The organism is Meiothermus sp. (genome assembly GCF_026004115.1).
GTDB lineage: Bacteria > Deinococcota > Deinococci > Deinococcales > Thermaceae > Meiothermus.
This window is the reverse complement of sequence record NZ_BPIM01000001.1, coordinates 392864-416442: the sequence shown is the minus strand read 5'-3', so window position 1 is coordinate 416442 and position 23579 is coordinate 392864. Positions and strand designations below refer to the sequence as shown.

Sequence of the window (23579 nt, the reverse complement as noted above, 5' to 3'; positions counted from 1 at the left end):
GAGAGCCTTTAGTCAACGATCTGCTGCCTTCTGAACAACCCATCATGACCTCTCAACCCCTGCGCCGCCGTCTTGCTTTTTTTGGCTCGCCAGCCTGGGCCGTGCCGGTGCTGGAAGCCCTGCACCGTCACCACGAAGTGGTGCTGGTGGTGACCCAGCCCGACAAGCCTGCCGGGCGGGGTTTGCGCCTGACCCCCTGCCCGGTGGCCGCCTGGGCCGAGGCAAGCGGCTTGCGGGTGGAGAAACCTGTGCGGCTTCGCAAAAACCTCGAGTTCCTGGCGCTATTCCAAAGCCTGGGCCTCGAGGTCGCTGTAACGGCGGCCTATGGCAAAATCCTCCCCGCCGAGTTGCTGGAGGTTCCCAGGTTTGGCTTTTTGAACCTGCACCCCTCCGACCTGCCCAGGTACCGGGGCCCCGCGCCGGTGCAGTGGACGCTCATCAACGGCGAGACCGAAACGGCAGTTTGCATCATGCAGACCGATGTGGGCATGGACACCGGCCCGGTGGTGGCGAGGTGGCGCACCGCCGTCGAACCCCACGAGACCGCGGTAGAACTCGCCAACCGCTTGCGCGACAAAGGTATCGAGCTACTCCTGGATGCCCTGGCCGACCTCGAGCGCCTGCAACCCGCCCCCCAGCCCCCCGAGGGGACCCACGCGCCCATGCTGCAAAAGGACGACGGTAAAATTGTCTGGGAGCGCACTGCCCTGGAAATCTACAACCGCTACCGGGGGGTAGAGCCCTGGCCGGGTAGCTGGTTCGAGCACCAGGGTAAGCGGGTGAAAGTGACACGTATGTCATGCGTCGAGGATTCAGCGAATACCCAGATGCGGGTGCCGGGAACGGTGGTGCAGATGGGCCAGGGCTTGGTAGTAGCTACCGGCGAGGGTTATATCCGGCTGCTCGAGGTTCAACCTGAAGGGAAAAAGCCCATGCCTGCCGTAGACTGGGCGCGGGGCGCGCGCCTCAGGCCCGGCGACCGCTTGGACTGACGCCGGCTAGAGCTTGCTGGCTCCATAATGGTTGCATAGCCCATGAGTACCATGGATAAGGTGAAACTGGCCGGACGCTACAGGCTTGTGGCCCCCCTGGGCGAGGGGGGCATGGCCGAGGTCTGGCGGGCTACCGATGAGCGTATGGATCGCCCGGTAGCTGTCAAGATTCTGCACGCCTACCTGCACCCCAGCGAGCGCAACCGCTTTTTCCGCGAGGTCAAGGCTTTGTCCAAGCTCTCCCACCCGGGCGTGGTGCAGATATTCGATCTAGGTGAGGAAGAGGGGCGCACCTACTTCGTGATGGAGCTGGTCGAGGGCGGTAGCTACGACCGCCTGGGCCCCTTCGAAGATGGCCTGGAGGGCCTGCGCCTGCTCACGGCCTCGGCGCGGGTGCTGGAAGCCCTGGGGCACCTCCACCACCGGGGCGTGATCCACCGCGATCTGACCCCGCGCAACATCCTGGTTACGCCCGAAGGCCAGCCTAAGGTCATGGACTTTGGCCTGGCCTACCTGATGCAGGAAAGCCGTCACTTTACCCGCACCGGCATTACCGTGGGCACCCCTGAGTATATGGCCCCCGAACAGGCCAAGGGCCTCTCCCTTACTCCCCAGGCCGACCTGTACAGCTTTGGCGCGGTGCTCTACCGCACCTTTACCGGCCAGCCCCTGTTCGAGGGAGAGAACGACCAGTCGGTGCTCTACCAGCACGTCTACGAGCCTCCCCGGCCGCCCCAGAGCCTGAACCCGGCCATTCCGGACGAGGTAGCTAGCCTGATTCAGGCGCTCTTACAAAAAACCCCCGGCGAACGCCCGGCCAATGCGGCCACGGCCCACGCGGTGCTGGAAGAAACTCTGCGCCGCTACCGCGAGAGCCTCTCGGCCACGCCCCGGGCGGGGGCCAGCCGCAGCGGGCACTACCCCACCGGCCCGGCCCGGCCTGAAAAACTCGAGCTCCGCGGCACCTACGACCTTTCGGGCGAGGTGGCCTGGCCGGGAGAGCTCGTAGCCCGCGAGGGCAGCCTCTGGGTGGGGGCGGGGCAGGGCATCGCCCGCATCGACCTGACCGATGGCTCGGTCTACCGCCAGCGCCTAGGCGACGAGGTCTCGGCCCCGCCGGTGGTGACCGAGGAGCGGGTGTATGTGGCGGCCTGGGATGGCCGCCTGACCGGGATGTCGCTCTCCGGCCGGCCCATCCTGAGTTTTCCTACCCGTGCCGAGATTACCGCCGCACCCCTGGTAGCCGACCTCATCTACCTGGCTGGGCGCGATGGCTTTTTGTATGCCCTCGAGGCCAGCGGCACCCTGCGCTGGGGTTTCCAGGCCGGGAGCGAGCTTTCGGCCTCGCCCACGCTCTACCGGGGTTTGTTGTTTGTGGCCAGCGAGGGCGGCTGGCTGTATGCCCTCGACCCCCTGAGCGGCCACCTGCGCTACAAGGTGGAGACAGGGGCGGTGCACACGGCCTTGCCGGCCCGGGGGGGGCTCTTGTTCATTCCCACCTGGGCCGGAGAAATCCACGCCTTCGATCCTCTGACCCGCGAGGTGCAGTGGAGCTTCGACCTCGAGGGCGAGCTTTGGGGCGCACCGGCCCTGGACGACCGGCATCTGTACGCTGCGAGTTGGGCCGGCACACTGTACGCCCTGAACCAAAAAACCGGCGACGAGGTGTGGAAGCTCGAGGTCGGCCAGGTGACGGCGGGGCTCTCCATTGCCCACGGGGTGCTCTACCTGGGCACCGAGGAAGGCCGGCTGCTGGGCGTAGACACCCAGAGCGGGCGTCTGCTTTTCGAGGCCACCGGCCTGGGCCCCATCCAGGTGCCGCCCCTGCCCTACCGGGGGGCCCTTTTTGTGGCCACGCTGGGTGGGAAGCTATACCGGTTTGCGTGAAGCTCTTTTCCGTCGCGTTTTGCCTCACAACTATAAGCCATTAGCATAAGGAATAACGTGGTGTTGAGTAGACTATTCCGACTGTGTCCTTGCGCCTGACCGACGAACAGCAAGCCATCGTGGCCCACAACGAGGGGCCTGCGCTGGTGTTTGCGGTGGCGGGGGCGGGCAAGACCACCGCGCTGGTGCACCGCTTGGAGCGCCTGGTGCGCGAGCGGGTTTTTGAGCCGCGCAGGATTCTGGCTACTTCCTTTAGCCGCATGGCAGTGGACGACCTCAGGCGCGCGCTCACGCGCTGGCCCCACACCCACGGGGTGCAGGTCTCCACCCTGCACGCCCTGGGCTACCGCATTGTGCGCAAGGCCGCTTCGGAGGGGCTTTTGAAGCTGGCCGAGCTGAAGGAAGAGGGCTCGGAGCAGGCCCTCTTGCAGCGCACCCTGCGGCGGGCTCGAGACCTGAAACTGTCCTGGGCACCCGAGCTGGAGAACCTCGAGCCCGAGGACTTCCTGAGCTATGTGGGGGCCTGCAAGGGCAACCTGCAATACGCCGACCTGAAGGGGGCCAGTCTGCCTCCGGCGGCCCTCCAGGTTGCCTCGCAGGCCGAAGCGCCCCGGGAGCTCGAGTGGTACCTGGAGCTGTACCGGCTCTTTGAGCAGGTGCGGCGGGCCGAAGGGCTTCTTACCTTCGACGACATGCTGCTGCAGGGCTGGGAGGTGCTGGTGCGCTACCCGGGCATCCTGCAAACCGTACAAAAGGCTTTTCAAGCGGTGCTGGTGGACGAGTTTCAGGATGTGAACCTGGCCCAGTCGGAGCTGCTTGACCTGATTACCGCCCCGCACCGCAACTACATGGCCGTGGGCGACGACGACCAGACCATCTACGAGTGGCGGGGCGCCAGCCCCCGCTTCATCCTGGAGTTTGCCCAGCGCTATCAGGCGAAAAAATACCTGATCCGCGACAGCTTCCGCTGCCCGGCGCCGCAGGTGGCGCTGGCCGGGCGGGTGATTGCGCAGAACCAGCAGCGCGAGCCCAAGCGCCTGAGCCTGACCAGGGGTTTTGCGGGCCGGGTGCACCTGCGGATGGAGCCCCACATGCCCGCCCAGGCGCAAAGCCTGGTAAGCGACATAGCCGGTCTGCTCGCGGAGGGCCGCCGGCCAGCCGAGATGGTGGTGCTGGTGCGGCTTTATGCCCAGACCCCTTACCTCGAGCAGGCCCTGATCGAGCGGCAAATTCCCTACCGGGTGGTGGGCAGCCCGCCCTTTTATCAGCGTCCGGAGATCCAGGGGCTTCTGGCCTACCTGCGCCTGGCCCAAGGGGGCTTGGAAGAAGAACATAAGCGTTTGTGGCTGCAAATCTACAACACCCCCAAGCGTTACCTGAGCCGTGCCCTGGCCGATGCCGTCTGGCGACGGGTGGAGCCGGGGGCCTCGCTGGTGGAGGCCCTCAAAGCCGAGGCGGCGGGTGCAGAGGAGCGGGTTGGTAGGCGTCTGCACGAGCTGGCCGAGCTGTTTACGTGGCTGAGCGCGGTGCTGGAGCGAAGCCCAGCCTACGCGGTGCTGGAGGCGCTCGAGGCCCGTCTGGACTACTGCCGCCATCTGTTGCGTTCCTCGGGTTTCTACGAGGTGGGGGCGGGCAAGGCCGAGGGGGTGCGGGCTTTTTTGGAGTATGTCCGCGACAAGGGCAGCGTGGGCGCCCTGCTACGGCACATCGAGCTGTTGGCCCAGGAACACCTGGGCGACCCGGCCCAGGACACCCGCGAGCGGGTGAGCCTGATGACCATCTTCCGGGCCAAGGGCCTCGAGTGGCCCCTGGTCTTCATCCCCGACTGCAACGAGGGCACCCTGCCCTATAGCGGTTCGCAGAACCTCGAGGAAGAACGCCGCCTCTTCTACGTAGCCCTGACCCGAAGCGCCCAGCACACCTACCTGTACGCCCTTTCCAGCCTGCCCTTATCGCCTTTTCTGAAGGAAGCCGAGCACCTGCAAGTGCTGGGGGCCGTGGAGCGGATGGGGGAGGCCCTGGCCCTCTGGGCCGAAGAACTTTCTACGGCCCAGACCCTGGCCCTGGCCCAGGGAGCACACAAGCTGGGCCTCGAGCGCTACTTGTACCAGTGGTGGAACGCCCCGCAGGCGCCTGGGGTTGCCGCCAAGGTACTGAGGCTTTTTGCCCGGGCCGAGCAGGCCGGTTGGCTGGAGGCGCTGGGGCTTAGCCTCGAGGCCAAAACCCTCTGGGAAGCCTTCGATGTGGAGCCGGGCCAGGGGCCAGAAGGCGAGTTTGCTGACCTCGAGCGCTTCCTCCTCAAGCGCCCGGCCCAGAGCGGCCCCCCCGCCCTCAAACCCGGCCAAAAGGTCAAGCACATCCAGTTTGGCACCGGGTTGGTGGTGAGTCTGGAAGACGGCGTGGCTACGGTGGCTTTTGCCGATGGGGTTCGTAAGCTGGCCCTGCGCTACGCAAGGCTCGAGGTGGTGGGGTAGGTATCTTTGGCTTCAGCCTGGTTTCAGTGAGCGGTGCTAGCCTAAAGAGGCAGGAACCCGGGGAAGTCGTGTTTTGGCCGAAGACAAGCAGGGGCCAGCCCGACTTGAAAACTGCGTCCTCCGACTTCCGCTGCATTACACCCTGCGTTATCCGATTCTCTTTTGGGTTGGTTCCGGTCATGATGGTGAAGGTGAAACCGCCTCTACGCAGCATCTTTCTTTTGGGGCTTTTTAGCCTGGTCTGGGCGCACGGGGGGCATTATCTGCCTGCCTCCGGGCCGGGGGTGGCCGACTTCAAGCCGCCCAGAGCGCTCCCCAGCGTGGAACTGCGTTCGCACGAGAACAAGGCGTTTGTGTTTCCGCCTAAGGGCCCGGCGGTGGTGCTCTTTGGCTACACCCAGTGCCCCGACGCCTGCCCCCTCACGCTGGGCCGCCTGCTACCCGCCTACGAGGCCCTGGGCGCCCCACCCCACCTGCGGTTACTGCTCCTGAGCGTGGACGAGCGCGACACCCCCCAAACGCTGCAAAAATATCTGCGGGGTTTTGCGCCGGTACAGGGCCTGACCGGCAGGCCCGAAGCCATCCGCCCCATTGCCGAGGCCGCCAGCGTCGAGTACAACCTGGCCCCCGGTGGGCGGCTGATTTTTCATACCGACGCCATGGCCCTGCTGGACGCCCAGGGGCGGTTGGTACGGATGCTCTATGGGGTCAGCCGCCTTTCCACCGCTAAGCTGAAGGAAGAAATCGCCCAACTGCTGAGGTAAATATGCCGAAACGTTTGCCGCTGCTGATTTTTTTGGCCCTGGGTTCCATTGCAGCCGGGCCCGCCCAACCCCCTACCTACTACGGGGAAGTGGCCGAGATTCTGCAAGCCAACTGCGCGGGTTGTCATGCCGAAGGGGGTATTGCGCCCTTTCCCCTCGACGATGCCCGCTGGGCCCGCAACATGGCTGCGGCCATTGCCGACTCGGTGAAGCAGGGCCGGATGCCGCCCTGGCCCCCCGGCGCGGGCACACCCCCCCTGAAGGACGAGCGTAAGCTTTCCGCCAGCGCCAAGGCTGCCCTGATTGCCTGGGCCCAGGCAGGTGCGCCGTTGGGTGACCCCAGGCCGGTAGCTGCTAAAGCAGCCGTGCCCGCTCCACAGCCTGACCTGGTGGCCACACTGAACCCCCCCTACACCCCCGACGATGCCTTGCAGGACGATTATCGCTGCTTCCTGATGCCTGCAACGTTCGACCGCGACACCTACATGACCGGCTACAAGATTATTCCGGGTGACAAGCGCAGCGTGCATCACGTGATCTTGTTCCTGATCGGCCCCGATATGGTGGAGGCCGCCCTGGCCAAAGACCGCACCGAGCCCGGCCCCGGCTGGAAGTGTTTTGGCGGGCCGGGCCTGAGCAGCGACCCCCGCAGCATCGGCGGCATACTGGGCTTCTGGGTGCCTGGTGGAGGAGCCACCCTGCTGCCGGAGGGCACGGGACGGCTCCTGCGGGCCGGCAGCCGGGTGGTGATGCAGGTGCACTACAACACCGCCTCGGGCGCCAACCCCGACGCCACCCAGATGGCTTTGTACCTGGCCCCCCAAGGGGTGCAGCTCAAGCGCCTGGTGGGCATGACCCTGGCCGCCCCGGTGGAAATCAAATGCCCGCCTGGCCTGACCGGGGAACAGTGCACCCGCGAGTACGCTCGAGCCAGAACCGAGCTGGGCTTTATTGCCGACTGGATTCACCTGCTGTGCAACACCTCCATCGAGGGCTACGCCCAGCGCAACGTGGGCGATGGCAGCCGTCAGGCCACCTCCTGCGACTGGACAACCCAAAGCGCCATGGAGGTCTACGGCGTGACCGCCCACATGCACCTGCGGGGGGTGGAGTTCAAGGTGGAGGTCAACCCCGGCACGGCGGGGGCCCGGACGCTCTTTTACATTCCCCAGTGGAACTTCCAGTGGCAGGGCGAGTACTGGTACCAGACCCCCCTCCGGCTGCGCCAGGGCGACCGGGTGCGGGTTACCTGCGTCCACGACAATAAGTCGGCCATCCCTGGCCCGGGTGGGGAGATCTTGCCGCCCCGCTATATGACCTGGGGTGAGGGGACTACCGACGAGATGTGCCTGGGCTCGCTCTTCGGGGTGCGGGAGTAGGGGAGAAGCCGTGTGGCGCAGGGCCATTCCGCCGACCATAGCCCTGTGGGTCTGGAGCCTTGGGGCACTGGGCTGGGCTCAACCGAGCGATCCACTGGTGATGGAACGCTGCATGACCCTTTTCCAGAACCTGCGCCCCCAGTTTGCCTATGCCGAGCGGGCGGCGCCCCAGCGCTTCTTGCTGCGGGTGGTGCTGGCGGCAGACGGCGTGCCGGTGTCGCGCCTCACGGTAAACATAGACCTGACCCCGGTGCCGCTGGGCCTCGAGGACATCGCGGTGGTGGTGGTTGATCGCCCCGTGCAGGATGCCCTGCGATTGCGCAACCAGCTTGCCCGACGCTTTGAGGGGGTGACCCAGACCCTCAATCTGGGCAACTGGTATGTGAGTGAGCCCAGGGGCTACCGCTGCTTTCTAACCCACCAGGGCCGGGTGGTGGGGGTGCTGGTGTTGGGGCGGAACTTAGAACCCCTGTCAGACCCCCGTTGGCTGGCGGCTTACCAGCGTTCGCCGGTGCGGTTTCCTGTGCTAGAGCCCGCGATTCGGTAGCTTCACGGGCCTGTGAGGGGGCCGATATAGTGAAGCTGTGCATCTGATTGTCGGCCCTCCGGCCTCCGGCAAAACCACCCGCCTGCTCGAGCTCGCGTACACCTACCTGCAACAGCGCAAGCGGGTCTGGTGGGTCTGCTTGCCGGCGCAAAAAGCCTACGTTTACCGCCGCGCAACCGAGAACGGCGCGGTGCTGGGCCTCGAGGTGCTCACCTCGCAGCAGCTTTACTATCGGCTGCTGGCTGCCAGCTTTGGCCTAAAACCCATTCTGACCGGGCCAAGCCGGGTGGCGCTGGTGGGGGAGGCGCTGATATCTGGCGAAGGCCCCCTGCCCAGCCCGGGCGAGGCCCGCTTGTTTACCCGCGTCATTGCCGAGGCCAAGCGCAACGGGGTGGCGCCCCAGCAGATACCCCCGCTGGGCCCCGAGGCCCGGCGCTTGCAAAAGGTCTACGCCCGCTACGAGGAACTCAAAACCGTCTGGGGTCGCTGGGACTATGACGACTTTCGCGCCGGGGCGCTGGCCTTGCTGGAGCAAGGACCGGTGCAGCTCGAGCGTCAGACGAGGCCTGTGCAGTTTGTGGAGTCCGCCTCTTCGCGCAGCAAGCCCGCGCCCATCGGCCTCGAGCCCGACCTGGTGGTGGTGGACGGCTTCCGCGAACTGGGTGTACTGGAACTTCGACTGTTGCAGGCGCTTTCGGTGCACGTGCCGGTCTGGGTTGGGCTGCCGGAGGCCCCGCCCGGCCTTTCGCCCGATGCGGCGCTGCACCCCCGCCCTACCCAGACGCAAATCTACCGCGCCCAGAACCCGGTGAGCGAGGCCCGCTGGGTGATGCGGGCCCTCAAGCGCGACCTGGCTTTGGGTTATAAGGCCCTCGAGGTGGCCGTGGTGGCGCCGGAGTCCCGGATTCCGGCCCTGCTCACTTTGGCCGACGAGTACGGCCTGCCCCTGGTGGATTACCGCCCCCGCAGCGCCGCCGACACCCCCGAGGGGCGGCTCTTGCTCGAGCTTTTGGAGCTGCCCGACTACCCCACCCCTTCTCGCCTGCTGTCCGTGCCCGACCTGGCCCCCCTGGGCCGGGCGGCCCTCGAGCGCAGCCTGGTGGGCAATGCCGCCATTGCCCGGCTGGCGGCAGAACTGGGGCTTTACGACCTGTGGATGGCCTGGCTTTCGCGCCTCAAGTCCCCTGGCGAGGATGGGTCGGCTTTCGACAACCGCGGTGCCATCTCCCAGCAGTCCTCGCTGGCCTGGGCCGAAGAACTGCTCGACTCCCTGCCGGAGGTGCGCCACAGCCCGCGCCGGGCCACCCTGATGGAGCGGGCCCTGGAGGCTCACCGCATCGCCACCGGCCCCGATTTTCGTCACTGGTGGGCGGCCTTGCTGGCCGAGACCTACGAGCCGCACCGTCCGCCAGGGGGGGTGGCCCTGCTTACGCCTACCCTGGCCTCAGGGCAGCGCTGGAAGAAGCTTTACCTGAGCTACGCGGTGGAGGGGGCTTACAGTACCGGCGAACAAGAAGACTACTTCGTGCCCGAGGAATGGCGCATGGGTTTGGAGGAAGCCCTCCGGCAAGCTGGCGGCCTCTTGCCCAAGCGTTTTTTGGGGCGGGATCGCTTGCTTTTGCAGGAACTCCGAGCCCGCGCCGACGAGGTAATCATCACTTACCCCGAGGCCAGCCAGGAGGGGCCCCTCGAGCCCGAGCCGGCCCTGGTGGGCAGGCACCCGCCGCCCTATCTGCCCAGGCTGCCCCTGGCCAGCCTGCTGGAGTCGGCCCCTTCCGAGGGCTACCAGGCCCCCCTGGGCTTGGTGAACCTGGGGCCACCCCGGGTAGAAGACCTGCGTCGCTATAGCGAATGCAGCTTTCAGTTCTGGGCCCAGCAGCTAATCCCAAAGCCGGAGGCACCCCCGTGGTGGCAGACCTGGGTGCGCGAGCTGCGCAAGGCCGATAAACTTGTACCGGCACGGCTTCAGGCCCTATCCCAGCAGTTTCCCCAGGCCGAAGGCTGGATGCGCCATCACTACAGTCTTCTGGGGGAGCTGAGCCTGGGCTTCAGGCTACAGGGCCAGGGGCTGGAAGCCTACCTGGACGGAGTGCTGCGCAAGGGCAGCGAGGCCCACATCTACCGCTTTGTAGCTCCTGAAACCCCTCCCAAGGAGGCCGAGGAGCAGGTACGTGACCGCTGGAGTGAGCGCTGGGCTGCCGGCTACCTGCTTTCGGCCTTCAAGGGGCGCATTCGCCGGGTGCACATCTGGGCCTGGCCGGTGCTGGGGGAGCCGGTGCGGGTTTACGACAAGCCGGTCGAAGCGGGTTGGAAAAAGCTCGAGGAACTTTTGCAGAAGGTTCAAGTAGTGCACAAAAGCCACCAAGCCGGGGAGATAACACCCAACCCCGGCTTTCGTTGCCGTAGCTGTGGGGTCAAAGATATGTGCCGCGAGGGTAGAACCGGCTAGTTCTGCCGCAACCTATCCCGGGCGACAAGTTCAAATGCCCTTTGATACAGAGGTTTTGCCCACCGCTGCCCGCTCGAGCAGGTAGGCTTCTAGGTGCTTCTTGAAAGCCTCCATCAAAGCCCGGGCGTAAGGCCCCACCAGGCCGCTACCTATGGGCCTGTCCTCGATCTGGGTAATGGGCATGACCTGCCGGGTGGCCCCGGTCAGGAGCATCTCGTCGGCGGTGAAAAGTTCGCCCAGGGCAATGGCGCGCTCCTCGATGGGCAGCAGGGGCTTTGCCACCTGCAGCATGTGCTTGCGGGTGATGCCCGGCAAGACCCCTTCCCGCGCAGTGATGAGCACGCCGTTCTTGATGACGGAAAGGCTGCTGCGCCCCCCTTCCGAGACCCATTGCCCATCGTGATAAACCACCTCGGTGGCCCCCTCGGCCCGCACCCGCCGGGCGAGGCGCACCGCTACCAGGTAGTCGGTGGTCTTGGCCTCGGGCAGCTCGCGTAGGTTTTGGTGCAGAATCACCTTGCCGCCCTGCTCGTAGAGGTGCGGCGGGGGTGGGTTGACCGCAATGGGGGCCATGACCAGGTTGGGCCTGCCGGGGGTAAAGGCGTCCTCGGAGTAGCCGCCCGTCAGGAGCATCTGGATGCCGCCCTGCTCAAGATGGTTCATCCGAATAAGCTCCAGAATGAAGCCCTCGAGCGTATCGCGGCTGTAGGGAACCTCGAGCTCCAAAAGCCGGGCGGAATTCTCGAAGCGCTGTAGGTGGTCTTCCAGAAAAACCGGAATCCCCCGCAAAATACGAAAAAACTCGAACACCCCATAGCCCCGCCGCAGGCCCAGATCCGAGATGTGCAGGCTGGCCTGGGCGTGCTCGACAATGGTTCCGTTGATGTGGGCGTACTTCACAAAAAACCTCTAACGCTCGAATTCTAGCAGGTTCTTGCTATAATGCTTCCAAACAGGAGAAACATGGCTACAGCCGATACCAAGCCGCCGGTTCAACTCGACCTACCTGCGTCCGTAGAACTATCTGCAGTAGAGGGGATCGAATTCGAGGAGATTTCAGCGGAAGAGCAGGAACGCATAGTGGCCGAGGCTCTCGATCGCAATGCGGAGGTATTGCGTGGCCTTGCCCAGCGCTAGTTTCTTTTATCGTTGCAAGGGACACCGTTACCCCACAGGGGGGTTGGTTGAAGTGCTCCACCGCAATGCCCTGGTTCGCTATGGAGGACTGGAGGGCGTCCGGGACAAATCGGCTCTGGAGTCTGCTTTATGATGGCTGCAGGCTATCTCAGTATCGAGGGATTTCGAGTCTTTTTGCTCATTGCCTGCAACCAGGACTGCACCGACAAACACCTGTGAAAGTTCGTGTCGCCTCCGCCGGAACCGGTAAGACCGCCAGCCTGGTCTTGCGCTACCTGGAGCTTATTTCTTCCGGTACGCCCCTGCGCCGTATCGCGGGTGTGACCTTTACCCGCAAGGCCGCCGACGAACTGCGGGTGCGGGTGGGGCAGGCCATCGAGGATGTGCTCACCAAGGGGCAGCATCTGGATTTTGAAGCCTCGGCGGCAAGCCAGCCTGCTTTCCAGGAGGCCGCCCGCGAGATTACGGGGGCTACGCTGAGTACCATCCACGGCTTCATGGGTCAGTGCCTGCGCCTTGCGGCCCCCCTGTTGCACCTCGACCCCGACTTCTCCATGCTGGGCGATTGGGAAGCTCTGGCCCTGTTCGAGGAAGAGTGGAACACCCTGCGCTATCTGGCCCAGGATCCGGGCCATCTGCTCTTCGGCGAGGCCACCGACGACCTGACCGAACCCCTCCTGCACCTGTTTTCCAGGCGCTCTCAGGCCGAAGTCTTCGAGCCTGCCGAAGGGGAGGTCAACCAGCGCTTGCTGAGGGTTTATGCGGCGGTATATGCCGCTTACGAGGCCCGCCTGGGGGCCAACCTGCTCTCGCCTTCTGAAATCGAGCGCCGCGCCCTGGAACTTACCCGCCACCCCCGCGCTTTGGAGCGGGTGCTCGAGCGGGTACGGGTGCTCCTGGTAGACGAGTACCAGGACGTAAACCCCCTGCAAGGGGCTTTTTTCGAGGCCCTCGAGCAGGCCGGACTGCCCATCGAGATGGTTGGCGACCCCAAGCAGTCCATTTACGCCTTCCGCGATGCCGATGTAGGGGTCTTTCGCAAGGCCCTGCGGGAGGGCCAGCTTCTGCCGCCGCTGGCCCGGAGCTACCGGCACAGCCAGACCCTGGTGCGCTTTTTGAACCACCTGACCAAGAATCTAGCTGCTCAGGGACAGGGTTTTGGCCCCGAGGAAGCTCCGCCGGTGGAAAGTACTCGATCCGAGCAGGGGCGGCTGGAGATTCACTGGGTTGTGGGCGAAAGCCCCCTCGACGAACTGCGGCAGCAGGAAGCCTGGGTGCTGGCACACCGGCTGCGGGATTTATCAAGCCAGACCGCTTTTTCCCAGATGGCCGTGCTGGTGCGTTCGTACCAAAGCGTGCGCTTTCTGGAAGAAGCCTTCAGAGCTGCCCAGGTGCCCTACGTGCTCCTGCAAGGGCGGGGCTATTACGAGCGACAGGAAGTGCGCGACCTTTACCACACCTTGCGGGCCGCCCTCAACCCCCAGGGGCTTTCGCTGGCGGTATTTTTGCGAAGCCCCTTTGGACAGCACACCGAAGAGGGGCCCCTCAAGCCCCTGGAGCTGGCCCAAATCGAGCAGGTGCTGCAATCGAGTGCGCCCCTGCAAGCCCTGGAACTCCGGTGGCCTAGCGTGTATACGCGTCTGCGACAGGTTCAGGCCCGGCTGCGCCTGGAGGCTCCGCTCGAGGCGCTCAAGTACCTGATCCGCGCACCCCTGATGGCGGGCCGGGCCTACCCCGAGTTTCTGGAGCCGCGTGCGCGGGAAAATGTGGACGCCCTGCTCTTTTACTTCGCCTCGCGCCCGCCACAGAGCCTGGAGGGCTTGCTGGAGCGGCTTCAGATGCTCTCCCGCCAGGCCGACGCGGGCGATGTGCCGCAGGCGGGCGAGGGCGTGCAAATCCTGACCATTCACCGCGCCAAAGGGCTGGAGTGGCCGGTGGTGGCGGTGTTTGACCTGGGCCGGAAGAACACCCACCAGGCCCGACCGCTTTACCTGGGACGTAAGGAGGACGATGCTGCCCACCTGACGCAATGGGTGGCCCTGCCGGATACCCCGCAGTTTGGGGTATTCAAAGAGCAGGTCAAAGCCCTCGAGCAGGAGGAGAGTTACCGCCTCTTCTACGTGGCGGCCTCGAGGGCCCGCGACACCCTGCTGCTGACCGGTAGCGTGAGCAAGGACAGGCCCGAGGGTTGGGTGAGGGTGCTGGAGGCGCTGAACCTGGGGCCTTACAGCCCGCGCTACAACCGACCCGAACTCACGTTACAGACCTGGCGCTACCAGCCCATACCGCCAACCCCGGTCATTGGCTCGTCCGAACCGCTCGAATCCGCACCCTGGGTGGCCGCCCGCTTCGAGATCGAGCCTTTTCCCCCGCTCTTCTCGCCCTCGGCCTACAAGCGCCTTGAGGCCGAACCCCTGCCGCTTCCGGACCCCGAAGAAGGGGAGACCTTGCCGGGCCGGGCCAGGGCCATCGGAACGCTGGTACACTACGCCATCGGGCAGAACTGGCACCCCGACAACCCCGCACATTTGGCCAACCTCGAGGCCCAGGAGGTGATGTTTCCCTATGACCCCGACGAGCGGGCCGGCATCATGGACGAAGTGAACACCCTGCTGCAAAGCTACCAGGGGCTTCTGGGCACACAGCTCCCCTGGCCCCGCGACGAGGACTACCCCGAGTTCGCGGTAGCCCTCCCCCTGGGCACAACCGTCTGGCAAGGCGTAATAGACCGGCTCTACCGGGTGGGTGAGCAGTGGTACCTGGAAGACTACAAGACCGACCAGGAGGTGCGGCCCGAGCAGTATTACTTCCAGCTTGGGGTTTACCTGGCTGCCGTTCAGCAGGCCTGGCAGATAGAACCCGAGGTGCGGCTGGTGTACCTGCGTTTTGGCGAGGTCATTCGGTTGGAGAAGACCTTCCTGGAGGCTGCCCTGGACGAGATCAGGCCCTCTGAAAAGCGAAATGGGTTTACGCAGCCAGGCTCCTGACCTCCAGGTTTCCTGGCAATCAGGCAGCTTTTCGCCCATCGCCTTCGGCCTTGAGCCTTCAGCAATCTGCGGCTGTTATACCAGATTCGGTTGATTCGTTAACGTTCGGTAACGAATCAACCCGACCGAAGTTATCCGCGTAGCGGAGGGCGATACCGCCCCTTGGAAGTTATCCGCGTAGCGGAGGGCGATACCGCCCCTTGGAAGTTATCCGCGTAGCGGAGGGCGATACCGCCCCTTGGAAGGCAGACGCTTTTTTCGCCGACCGAAAGGGCGGGGTGTGATCTAGGATTCAAAAAGACAACCCTGGGGTTTTTGTTTTTGTAAACTGTCTTTTTGAATCCGGTATTACCTGTTGCAAACTGGCTTGGGGGGCAGGCTCCGGCTGTAACTCACCGTCATCCGGCAGGCCAGGTCGGTATACAAAGCCCGGATAACCTCGCCCTCGAGGTCCAGCAGCCAGCGCCGGATGGCCAGGGGGGTGTTGGCCATCAGCCACTTTTTGGCCTCGTCGGCCTGGCCGGTAATGAGGCCGCGCCCGTAGTAGCCCAGCGCGGCGCTGCGGGCGTTGACTTCGTCCTTTTGGATGAGAGCGTCCTGGAGGGCTGTGCGGTAATAGGAAAGGGTGCGGAAACCCAAGGCGGGGAAACGCGCGGTGGCGTCCACATAGCGCACCCCGTCCCAGGCCAGGATGTAGGTCAGGCGGGGGTACACCTCCCGAGGTAAGCCGCCAAAGTCGGAAAATACATCGGTGCCCACAATTATCTCGGGCCGCCGGTCGCCGTCCACATCGCGCACTTCCAGAACCCCGGCGGTGCGCCCCCGGTAGATGAGCAGGTTGCGAAAGCCCTGCTCCTGGGTGAAGAAATAAGCCGTGGTGTGAGGCCCCGAGGTTTCGTTGATCCAGAGTTCGGCGGGTGCCTGGCCGGTCAGCTCGAGCTGCTTGACCTCGAACTGCCCGCCTTTAATTTCCACCTGCGTGCGGTCTGCACGGATGATGCGTAGCAGGCCCGCTTCTTGCCGGATGGTATATGAACCCCAGGCGATAGGAGAATTAGAAGTGGTTTGAGCCAGGGCAAGGCCAGATAAAACCAGTACAGCAGCTAAAATAGTCACTCGCATGGGGCAACGCTACCAGAGCCTTGCATGAGAGAGTATGGGGGTTTGCTCTAGAAAAATTTACTGTTGCTGCTGAAGCTGCGGCTCGCCCTGCCAGGGCTCTACTACCACCCGGGTCTCAATATGGGCGTTCAGGGTGGCCGAGACCGAGCAGTATCTGGTGTGGGAGAGCTCCACGGCCCGCTCGAGGGCCTCCCGGGTCACGCTGGGCCCGGCGCCATAGTGGGTAACCACAATGTGGGTGAAGCGCTTGGGGTGCTCCTCGGCCCGCTCGCCCACAGCCTCCACGCGGTAGCTGGCCAGGGGCTGGCGCTTCTTCTCCATGATGTCCACGACGTCGTAGGCGGTGCAGCCTGCCAGCGCTGCCAGCAAAAGCTCCATGGGGCGCATGCCAGTAGCGGGCTGGTCGCCGTCCACCATTACCTTGTCGCCTTGCTCGTTGATGCCTACAAACCGGTGTCCTCCCAAACGATGCAGTACCACTTTTTTCGTCGCCATAAGCCTCCTGGGAGCCTAGCTGCCCTGAGCGGGATAATACGATAAAACTGTAGGAGAATTGACCCCTGGCTTTCCATTGACCCCCGGAAAACCAAATGTGACTCCACAGACAAGCGCGCTTGGGCGAACCCGCCGATAATTGTCTTATGAAGACCCTTGAGGGCAAAGTCTATACTCTCACCGGTGGTGGGGGCGCCATTGCGGGGGCCATCGCCCAGGCGTTCATCAAGGCAGGCGCAAAGCTGGCCTTCGCCGATGCTTATGAAACGACCATTACCCAGCGAGCACAGGAACTGGGCGGGCGGGCCTTTGTGGCCAACCTGACCCACTACCCCGACGCCGAAATGCTGGTGCGCCAGGTGAAAGCCCACTTCGGGCGGGTGGATGGTCTGATTCATACCGTAGGGGGCTTCGCTTACGCGCCCGTCAAGGACACCGATCCCAGCCTCTACGACCGGATGTTCGACCTCAACATGCGTACCCTGTTTTACATGACCCGGGCCATACTGCCCGAGCTCCTGGGCCAGAAAGACGGCTTTATTGCAGGTATTTCGGCGGCGGCTGCCTGGAATGGGGTGGGGCCCGGCGTGGCGCTCTATGCCGCCGCCAAAGCCGCTGTGGCGACCTACCTGCGCTCGCTGGATGCCGAACTAACGGGCACGGCAGTCCGGGTGGCGATTGTCTACCCCATGGGGGCCGTGGACACCCCGGCCAACCGCAAAGAGATGCCCGACGCCGACCCCATGGCCTGGGTAGACCCCGCCGAAATTGGCGAAAGCCTGGTCTATGCAGCCAGCCGCAGCCCCCGGGGCCGGGTGCTGGAGTTGCAGATTTTCCCGCCTCGGTAAAACACCTTTACCATAGAAATCTGTACACACCTCACAGCTGAGCTTCTCGATAAGACACGCGTAAGGTGTTCCGACCGCCGATTCTTTGGGTGCCGGGAGAATTCGGGAGGGTAGATTGGGTCGAAGGTGCCCGTGAATATGGCGAAAAATCCCGTATAGAAGAGCCAACCGCCGTTAGCCCCAGCGTAACCCAAAGTTATGCTTCAAATTGGCTTGCCGATTGGACGCCTTTTGCCTTAGGGTGAGGTGCATGGATGTAACGGCCTATGTGCAGGCAGTGGGGTATCTAGGTATTTTCGCTACGGTGTTTGCTGAAACGGGATTGCTGGTGGGGTTTTTTCTGCCGGGGGACTCGCTTCTCATCGCGGTAGGTTTGCTCGCGGCGGCCAGCAAACTGCAATTGCCCATTGCTTTGCTGGCCTTGTTTTTGGGTTCGGTGCTGGGCAACAACCTGGGCTATTTCCTGGGCCGCAAGTTCGGGCCGGCCTTGCTGACCAGGGCAAAAGTCAAACAGGAAGATTTGGATCGCACCCGGCGCTTCATGGCCCGCTTTGGCCCGCTCTCCATTTTGATAGGCCCTTATGTGCCGGTGTTCCGGGCGGTGGTGCCTTTTACCTGTGGGACGGTAAAGATGCCCTGGCTGCGGTTTTTTTCACTGAGCTTGTTGGGAAGCTTGCTCTGGACCCAGGGGCTCACACTGGTGGCCTACTATGTGGGCTCCAAGATCCCACACCTCGAGCGCTACGTCTACCTGATATTGCTGGCCGGAGTGGGCTTTGCCGTTCTGCTGGCCGCCTGGCGGGCTTACCGCTCTGGGAACCTGCGCTGGCCCAGCCGCAGGCCAGAGTAAGTTAGGCCTGAACCTCGACCAGCTCGACCAGCACCCCCCCCGACCATTTGGGGTGAATGAAGGCCACCTGGTGCCCCGCAAAACCGGAGCGGGGGGCGGCATCGATCAGGGGCGTGCCAATGGCGGCCAGTCGCTGTAACTCGGCGGCGATATCCGGCGTGGCCAGGGCGATGTGGTGCAGGCCCGGCCCGCGTTTCTCGAGGAACCGGGCGATGGCCGAGTCGGGGCGGGTGGCCTTGAGAAGCTCGAGCCGGCTGGGCCCACTTTTGAGCATCCAGACCTCGACCCCCTGGCTTTCAACGGTGCCCTGGGCCTCGAGGGTGTAGCCAAGCTCGAAGTAGGGCCTGGCGGCCTGTTCCAAATCCTGAACCGCGATACCAATGTGGTGGATGTTCATATTCCCAAGCTACCTCAATAGCGCTTGGCAGGACAGGGATATTCGTAGGATGCAGGGCCGAAGGATGCTACTCCACCGGGATAAAGGCCAGGCCGACGATGCGCTCCTGAAAGATGTTGCTCAGGGTGGAGGTGCGAACCCCGGCACTGGTGAGGGTGTTGGCGATATTCACGGTCAGGTCTACGACCCGCAAGGCCGGGCTGCTGGCATCGGCGAGGTATAAAAACTGATCCAGCCCCACAACGCCCGTGGCGTAGCCAAGCGTGCGCAGTAGCCCGGTTTCGCCCTCCCGGGGTAGCTGAAAGCCCCCCTCGAAGCGGGCGAGTCCGGTACCCAGCACAAAGACCGGTGGAGCGCCCCGGGCAAACTGCCGGGCGGCGATGTTGCTGTCCCGCACCAGGCCTACCTCGCTGGTAGCGCCAAGGTTCCAGGAAACCAGGGTGGTGTCGGTGGTGGTGGGGTCGTTGTCGTCGAACAGACCTAAGCCCTGGCCGTTCACAAAAATCAGATCGGTGGGGCTGCCCGTGAGGCTCAGGGGTCGCTCGATGAACGGGTTGACGAAATCGTACTGCCCGAACTGGGCCGGCGTCAGGTAGAGCAGCTGGTCATTTAGCCCCAGGGTGAGACGCACAGGAGCGTTCAGGCGCACCAGGTTGGGGTTGGTGAAGTCAATGGGGCTTGGAAGGGCCGTGGCCGTGAAGGGAATAATCCAGGCCCGGTATTCCTCGATAGGGCGGGGAGGGATGGCCGGCGCGGGGGGACAGACCAGTAAAATGTTGCTCTGCCCCTGGCGCAGATAGCCCCCCGAGCAGTCTACCCCTGTGGCCTGGTCAAGGCCGTCGAGCTGGGGGGTTCCCACATCCTCCACACTGAGGTTGCTGGCGTTGTACCGGCGCAGGCGGTTTTGCGTGAGCACCCAGAGCTGGTCGTTGACCCCCTCCTGTAGGCTGCGGCGGTAGAGCAGGGTTACGATGGGCTCGCCCAGATCCCAACTGCCTACCCGGCGCGGTGGGTCGAAATTGCCCGGCTGGAGGGTGCTGCTCTGGAAAAAGCGAATCTGGTAGGTGTTGCTGCTGGGGGTGTTGATGGCGGCTGCCAGCAGGGCGAGGGTGGGTTGCTCGCTGCTGCCGGTGCAGGCGGCGAGGGTCAACAGGAGAGCGATTGGGGCATGGATTCTCCATTTCATCTACCGACCTCCGGGGGTAGGGAGTTTGATGCCGCCCGGCAGAACGATATTATTCTGACTGAACAAGAACTCGGCGGCATCGCCCCCTAGAGCAAAGGAAAACTTGAACTCCTGCTTGAGGGTATCCAGGCTGGCCCGGAAAGCCCAGCAGCAACGGTCAATAATCAGGTCGAAGCGGGGGCGCAGGATGGTGCCCTCGAGGTTGGGCAAGAAGAACTCCCGGGGGTTGGTTCCGCCGCTTTCGGGCGCGTTCCACACCATGCGGTAGAACAGGCGGGTTTTTTCCTGGCCCATAAAGCTTAATGTGGGGCCAAACTCGCGTAGCGTCACGCGGAAGCGTCCGCTGTTGTCCGTGAGGCGCTCCAGGGCCACAAAACCTTGCAACGAAAGGCCGGGAGGGTCTTCCATCCGCAGGGGCGCGGGGAAAATTTCCAGCTCGCCGCTAAAGCGCACAAAGCGCAGGAAAGCCCGGGTGTCGTCCTCGAGGGTGAGGAGGTTTTCGCTTTCGGGGAAGTGAAACTCCGCCGAGACCTCGTTGATGAATACCTCGGGTTCGCGCACAGCGGCCCGCACAGCCAGGCGGGGGTTTCGCAGCAGGCCCTCGCGGTAGTTCCACAAGAGGTCGGCCTGCAGGAGGTCGGCGCTGTACTGGTAGCCCAGCCGGAAGCGGGTTTCGCTGCCGGGGCTAAAGCCAATGGTGTGGGCAAAGACAAAGGTATGCAGGCTCAGGGTGAGCTGGGCCAGGCCGTCCAGCAGGGCGGGGGTGGTGGTGGGGTTGGGGTTGGTGACGGAGGCCAGGGGTGTATACAGGTGGGTGAAGGTCTGGCGCAGGCGGAAGCTATCCGGCGCCTCTTGTAGCACCACGTTCAGCTCGGTACGGATGGCCTGCCCGTTGTTCAGGTCGCGGCTATGGCTGAGCGAGGTGGTGTTGCCGGGGGGGTTGTAGCTGGCGGAGAGCTCGAGGGGGTCGTAGCGGGCAATCAGGGGAATCTGGTCTATGGGCCGGGCTTCTTTTTCCTGCACGTCCCAGTAGCGGTAGCCGGTGCGCAGCGAGAAGTTGAAGGGTTGTGGGCTGTAGGCCGCGCTCAGGGTGAGGAGGCGATCCAGACCCAGCTCGAGCTGGCGCTCGTAGGCCAGGTTCAGGCTAAAAGGAGCGGGGGAGAGGCCCAGGCCACTGCGCAACAGGCCCCAGCGGCCTTGCTCGAGGTCGCGGCTGATGCTGGTGGTGAAGTTGAACCAGGGGAAGGGGCGCGAGGTAAAAGCGAACTCGGCCGGGGGGTCGAAGATACGGCGCTCGAGGTCGCGGGTAGCTCGTGCGGTGAAGGAAAAAAGGGGGTCGGGGTTGAAGCTAATCGAGCCCTCCAGCCGGCTCGTTCGCTGGGGGCGCTCGAAGTCGAACTGAAAGGGGGTTTCGCCCTCCACCACATTGCGGCTCACGCTCAGGTTCACGCTGAAGGCCCCCAGGGTCTGGCCCACACTGGCCCGGGTATCCCAGCGGATCAGGCGCTCGAACTCGGTAGGATTGCCCTGAGGGTCGAAATTCTGCGTGGTGTAATAGCGGCCAATAAAGGTGTTCTCGACGCTAAAACTGAATCCTGGCCAGGGAGGCGTCGCCGGGCGGTAGCTGCTGCGGTGCTCCACCCAGAGCCGCCCCGCTCCAATGTAGGGTCCCAGCCGCCGGGCGCTACGGTTGAGGGGGTTGGAGGGGGCTTCGTAGTAGCCCAGCAAGACCCGCCCGTTGAGCCTGAACTCGCCCTCGATGCCCCTGGGAAAACTGATCTCGGCCTCGGGCAGACGTTTGGGGGTGGTGCGTTCGTTGGGCAGGGCCAGGGGGTTGTGATCCAGGTAGCCGTCCAGGGTGACGCGGTAGAGGGGCTCGCTGCTGGTTGGGGTTTGCCGGGTGGCCCCCTCGATCAGGAAGGTGGTGTAGTCGGGCTGGCCCCCCGCCCCCTGCAAAAAGCGCGGCTCGGCCTGCGAGCTATCGTCGCGCACGACCTGCCCCTCCAGGCGCCAATCGGGCTCTTCCAGCTTGTAGCTGAAGCGGTATTTAAAAATGCCGTCCTTGCGCGGGTCGCTATCGGGTAGCACCAGCCCGGCAGGGGGGGGCAGGTACAAAAACTGATAGCGTTCCAGGGCTGTCCCAATGCCGTAATGGTCGAAGCCAAAGCCCCAGCCCCGCCGCTCGAAATAGCGCAGCAGGGTAAAGCCGATGCCAAAGTCCGAGACGTAGGGCAGGTCGGCGGTTACGAACACCCCATCGGTCTCGCTCTGACCGAACTCGAGCTTGGGCCGCCGCTCGTTCAAGAACAAAAGCAGCACCGGCAGATACAAAGTGCGCTCGCCGCGCAGAAGCACCCACACCCCCCGGGCAATGATCCGGTCGCCCGGATAAAGCAGCACTTCCTGGGCCTGGAAGGCATAGTCGGCTACTTCCTGCTCGCAGCGCTGACAGGGGGTCAGGTAACCCTCTTGCAGCAGGATCTGCCCGGCGGCCCGCTGGCAGATGGGGCCTTCCAGATAAAACTCGCCCGACTCGATCTTGACCTGAATAGCCTCGAAGCTTTCGTCGTCGGTGAAGAGCTCGAGCTCGTCGGCTTCGATGAGCTGACCCTGCTTGTCTTTGTAGCGCACCCCGCCCATCAGCAAAAGGCGCTTTCGGGTGCGATTGAACACCACCCGGGGGGCCTCGATGCTTTCACCGTCCCGGTCCATCCTGACCGGGCTGCCTACCAGAATGACCAGCTCCTCGTTGTTCTCATTTCGGAGCTCCAAGCGCTCGGCCTCGAGGATTTTCAGACGTTTCCCCCCCGAGGTTGGGGCCTCGGCCTCCTGTGCCCATACAGAGGGGCCAAACCAAAAAACCAGCATCGCCATGGAGAGCCAGAGCAGCGAGCGGATGCAAAGCGGGGGAGTCGAAAACCGGACGCGGCGGGCCATGAGGGGGCTTCGCACGGTGCGACTTGGTTTTCCAACATCCATGCTCATCTTTTCCCCAGTCGCAATAGCGCCAGCCCGGCCAGCGCATAGAGCAGGTTGGGCCCCCAGGCGGCCAGGATGGGGTGCAGCACCCCCTGTTCGCCCATGATGCGGCCCACGCTCCAGGTGGCGTAGTAGATGAAGGTGAGAACCACTACCCCCAGCATGCCCAGGCTGCGACTGCCTCCCAGCAGGAAAAAAGCCAACCCCACCGCAAAAATGGCGAACGAGTACACCGCGGCGGGCTCGGCCCATTTGCGGTGCAGGGCGGTTAGCTCGGCGTGGTAGGGGAGCCCCTGGGCTTTGTACTGGGTGATGCGCTGGCGCAGCTCGGCTACCGTTAGGCTGAAGAGGCCGCCGGGGGGCTCCAGCGAGAGTTCAACCAAGGGCACCGTAGCCCGCTCAAACCGTGCCACGGTGCGGGGCCGAGCGCCCCCATAGGTCACCCGCAGCCCCTCCGAAAGAACCAGCGCGCCCTGCTCAAAACGGCCCTTCTCGGCCAGCAGAATTTCTTCTGCGGTAATGACCCGCACCTGGCCAATGCCGCTCTCGCTCACCTCACCCACGTACACGATGCGCCCGTAGGCATCTACCAATCGGGTGCCGGGCTGTAGCAACGCCCTGGGTTTTTGCAACACCGCCTGCCGCAAAACGTTTTGCCCCTGCTGCAGGCTGCGCGGCACCAGGCTGTCGGCGGCCACCAAACACACCACAAACAGGAAACTGCCCAACAAAAGCAGGGGAAACAGCACCCGCAGCTTGGAAACCCCCCCGGCCAGCATGGCCTTGAGCTCGGACTCCTCGCCCATGCGCGAGAGCACCAGCAATAAAGCGAACAAGAAGGCCAGCGGCATCCCCCGTACCAGCGCCTCGGGCACCCGGAAGGCCAGATACTGGCTCACCACCCAGGGATCGGCCCCCCGGGCCAAAAGCGGGGCCAGCACCTCGTACAAGGCCCCGCCCAGCAAGGCCAGCACCACCACCGCCAGCGCCCCCAGCACATAGGACCCCACTTCCTTGGACAAGTAGCGGTCCAGGGTGTTCACGGCTGCCTCCAGCCTGGAGCAGGGACGAGGGAACCCAGGAGAT

The 23579-nt window shown here is 64.1% G+C and carries 18 protein-coding genes; 11 read left to right on the top strand and 7 right to left on the bottom strand.

Going from position 1 to position 23579, the window contains the following annotated elements; all coding sequences use genetic code 11:
* The first annotated feature begins 44 nt into the window (after positions 1 to 44).
* From fmt to Q0X23_RS01945, 7 genes are all read left to right on the top strand, one after another.
* Positions 45 to 992 carry a methionyl-tRNA formyltransferase gene (gene fmt / locus Q0X23_RS01975; protein WP_297861144.1) on the top strand — a complete coding sequence of 316 codons (948 nt, stop codon included), beginning with the start codon at positions 45 to 47 and terminating at the stop codon, positions 990 to 992.
* A 51-nt stretch (positions 993 to 1043) separates the two neighbouring features.
* Complete coding sequence (locus Q0X23_RS01970) at positions 1044 to 2879, top strand: PQQ-binding-like beta-propeller repeat protein (RefSeq protein WP_297858725.1); 1836 nt, start codon at positions 1044 to 1046, stop codon at positions 2877 to 2879.
* 83 nt (positions 2880 to 2962) lie between these two features.
* Complete coding sequence (locus Q0X23_RS01965; RefSeq protein WP_297858724.1) at positions 2963 to 5353, top strand: ATP-dependent helicase; 2391 nt, start codon at positions 2963 to 2965, stop codon at positions 5351 to 5353.
* 191 nt (positions 5354 to 5544) lie between these two features.
* Positions 5545 to 6117 (top strand): SCO family protein, encoded by a 573-nt coding sequence (locus Q0X23_RS01960; RefSeq protein ID WP_297858723.1) that lies wholly within the window; start codon positions 5545 to 5547, stop codon positions 6115 to 6117.
* 2 nt (positions 6118 to 6119) lie between these two features.
* Positions 6120 to 7496, top strand: a complete 1377-nt coding sequence (locus Q0X23_RS01955; protein ID WP_297858722.1) for a c-type cytochrome — start codon at positions 6120 to 6122, stop codon at positions 7494 to 7496.
* A 10-nt stretch (positions 7497 to 7506) separates the two neighbouring features.
* Positions 7507 to 8043 (top strand): hypothetical protein, encoded by a 537-nt coding sequence (locus Q0X23_RS01950; protein ID WP_297858721.1) that lies wholly within the window; start codon positions 7507 to 7509, stop codon positions 8041 to 8043.
* 37 nt (positions 8044 to 8080) lie between these two features.
* Positions 8081 to 10492 carry an ATP-dependent nuclease subunit B gene (locus tag Q0X23_RS01945; protein WP_297858720.1) on the top strand — a complete coding sequence of 804 codons (2412 nt, stop codon included), beginning with the start codon at positions 8081 to 8083 and terminating at the stop codon, positions 10490 to 10492.
* A gap of 30 nt (positions 10493 to 10522) precedes the next feature.
* Here Q0X23_RS01945 and Q0X23_RS01940 read toward each other — a convergent pair whose 3' ends face one another.
* Complete coding sequence (locus Q0X23_RS01940; protein ID WP_297858719.1) at positions 10523 to 11392, bottom strand: aminotransferase class IV; 870 nt, start codon at positions 11390 to 11392, stop codon at positions 10523 to 10525.
* Positions 11393 to 11455: 63 nt separating this feature from the next.
* Between Q0X23_RS01940 and Q0X23_RS01935 the strand changes: the two genes are divergently transcribed.
* Complete coding sequence (locus Q0X23_RS01935; RefSeq protein WP_297858718.1) at positions 11456 to 11629, top strand: hypothetical protein; 174 nt, start codon at positions 11456 to 11458, stop codon at positions 11627 to 11629.
* Positions 11630 to 11844: 215 nt separating this feature from the next.
* Positions 11845 to 14616 carry an exodeoxyribonuclease V subunit beta gene (locus Q0X23_RS01930; RefSeq protein WP_297858717.1) on the top strand — a complete coding sequence of 924 codons (2772 nt, stop codon included), beginning with the start codon at positions 11845 to 11847 and terminating at the stop codon, positions 14614 to 14616.
* 348 nt (positions 14617 to 14964) lie between these two features.
* Here the strand turns inward: Q0X23_RS01930 and Q0X23_RS01925 are convergent, their stop codons facing one another.
* Together Q0X23_RS01925 and Q0X23_RS01920 are read right to left on the bottom strand one after the other, a co-directional pair.
* Entirely contained in the window at positions 14965 to 15738 is a 774-nt protein-coding gene (locus tag Q0X23_RS01925) for a hypothetical protein (RefSeq protein WP_297858716.1), read from the bottom strand.
* Between the two features lie 57 nt (positions 15739 to 15795).
* Entirely contained in the window at positions 15796 to 16233 is a 438-nt protein-coding gene (locus tag Q0X23_RS01920; protein WP_297858715.1) for an OsmC family protein, read from the bottom strand.
* Between the two features lie 146 nt (positions 16234 to 16379).
* Here Q0X23_RS01920 and Q0X23_RS01915 point away from each other — a divergent pair, with 146 nt between their 5' ends.
* Both Q0X23_RS01915 and Q0X23_RS01910 read left to right on the top strand, forming a co-directional pair.
* Positions 16380 to 17081 carry an SDR family oxidoreductase gene (locus Q0X23_RS01915; protein WP_297858714.1) on the top strand — a complete coding sequence of 234 codons (702 nt, stop codon included), beginning with the start codon at positions 16380 to 16382 and terminating at the stop codon, positions 17079 to 17081.
* Positions 17082 to 17331: 250 nt separating this feature from the next.
* Entirely contained in the window at positions 17332 to 17931 is a 600-nt protein-coding gene (locus Q0X23_RS01910; RefSeq protein ID WP_297858713.1) for a DedA family protein, read from the top strand.
* Position 17932: 1 nt separating this feature from the next.
* On the opposite strand, the gene mce is transcribed toward Q0X23_RS01910, so the two are convergent.
* From mce to Q0X23_RS01890, 4 genes are all read right to left on the bottom strand, one after another.
* Entirely contained in the window at positions 17933 to 18328 is a 396-nt protein-coding gene (gene mce / locus Q0X23_RS01905; RefSeq protein WP_297858712.1) for a methylmalonyl-CoA epimerase, read from the bottom strand.
* A 67-nt stretch (positions 18329 to 18395) separates the two neighbouring features.
* On the bottom strand, positions 18396 to 19514 hold the full coding sequence (locus Q0X23_RS01900; protein ID WP_297858711.1) for a hypothetical protein: 1119 nt from the start codon (positions 19512 to 19514) through the stop codon (positions 18396 to 18398).
* Positions 19515 to 22499 (bottom strand): LPS-assembly protein LptD, encoded by a 2985-nt coding sequence (locus Q0X23_RS01895; protein ID WP_297858710.1) that lies wholly within the window; start codon positions 22497 to 22499, stop codon positions 19515 to 19517.
* Entirely contained in the window at positions 22496 to 23536 is a 1041-nt protein-coding gene (locus tag Q0X23_RS01890; protein WP_119341196.1) for an LptF/LptG family permease, read from the bottom strand. The genes Q0X23_RS01895 and Q0X23_RS01890 overlap by 4 nt, the downstream gene beginning before the upstream one ends.
* Positions 23537 to 23579: the final 43 nt, after the last annotated feature.

What these genes read in the sequence shown, in the direction of transcription:
- Q0X23_RS01910 (WP_297858713.1), top strand. Translation starts at nt 17,332, where the DNA reads ATGGATGTAACGGCCTATGTGCAGGCAGTGGGGTATCTAGGTATTTTC.
- Q0X23_RS01900 (WP_297858711.1), bottom strand. Translation starts at nt 19,514, where the DNA reads ATGAAATGGAGAATCCATGCCCCAATCGCTCTCCTGTTGACCCTCGCC.
- Q0X23_RS01925 (WP_297858716.1), bottom strand. Translation starts at nt 15,738, where the DNA reads ATGCGAGTGACTATTTTAGCTGCTGTACTGGTTTTATCTGGCCTTGCC.
- Q0X23_RS01955 (WP_297858722.1), top strand. Translation starts at nt 6,120, where the DNA reads ATGCCGAAACGTTTGCCGCTGCTGATTTTTTTGGCCCTGGGTTCCATT.
- Q0X23_RS01970 (WP_297858725.1), top strand. Translation starts at nt 1,044, where the DNA reads ATGGATAAGGTGAAACTGGCCGGACGCTACAGGCTTGTGGCCCCCCTG.
- fmt (WP_297861144.1), top strand. Translation starts at nt 45, where the DNA reads ATGACCTCTCAACCCCTGCGCCGCCGTCTTGCTTTTTTTGGCTCGCCA.
- Q0X23_RS01915 (WP_297858714.1), top strand. Translation starts at nt 16,380, where the DNA reads ATGAAGACCCTTGAGGGCAAAGTCTATACTCTCACCGGTGGTGGGGGC.
- Q0X23_RS01920 (WP_297858715.1), bottom strand. Translation starts at nt 16,233, where the DNA reads ATGGCGACGAAAAAAGTGGTACTGCATCGTTTGGGAGGACACCGGTTT.
- Q0X23_RS01935 (WP_297858718.1), top strand. Translation starts at nt 11,456, where the DNA reads ATGGCTACAGCCGATACCAAGCCGCCGGTTCAACTCGACCTACCTGCG.
- Q0X23_RS01895 (WP_297858710.1), bottom strand. Translation starts at nt 22,499, where the DNA reads ATGAGCATGGATGTTGGAAAACCAAGTCGCACCGTGCGAAGCCCCCTC.
- mce (WP_297858712.1), bottom strand. Translation starts at nt 18,328, where the DNA reads ATGAACATCCACCACATTGGTATCGCGGTTCAGGATTTGGAACAGGCC.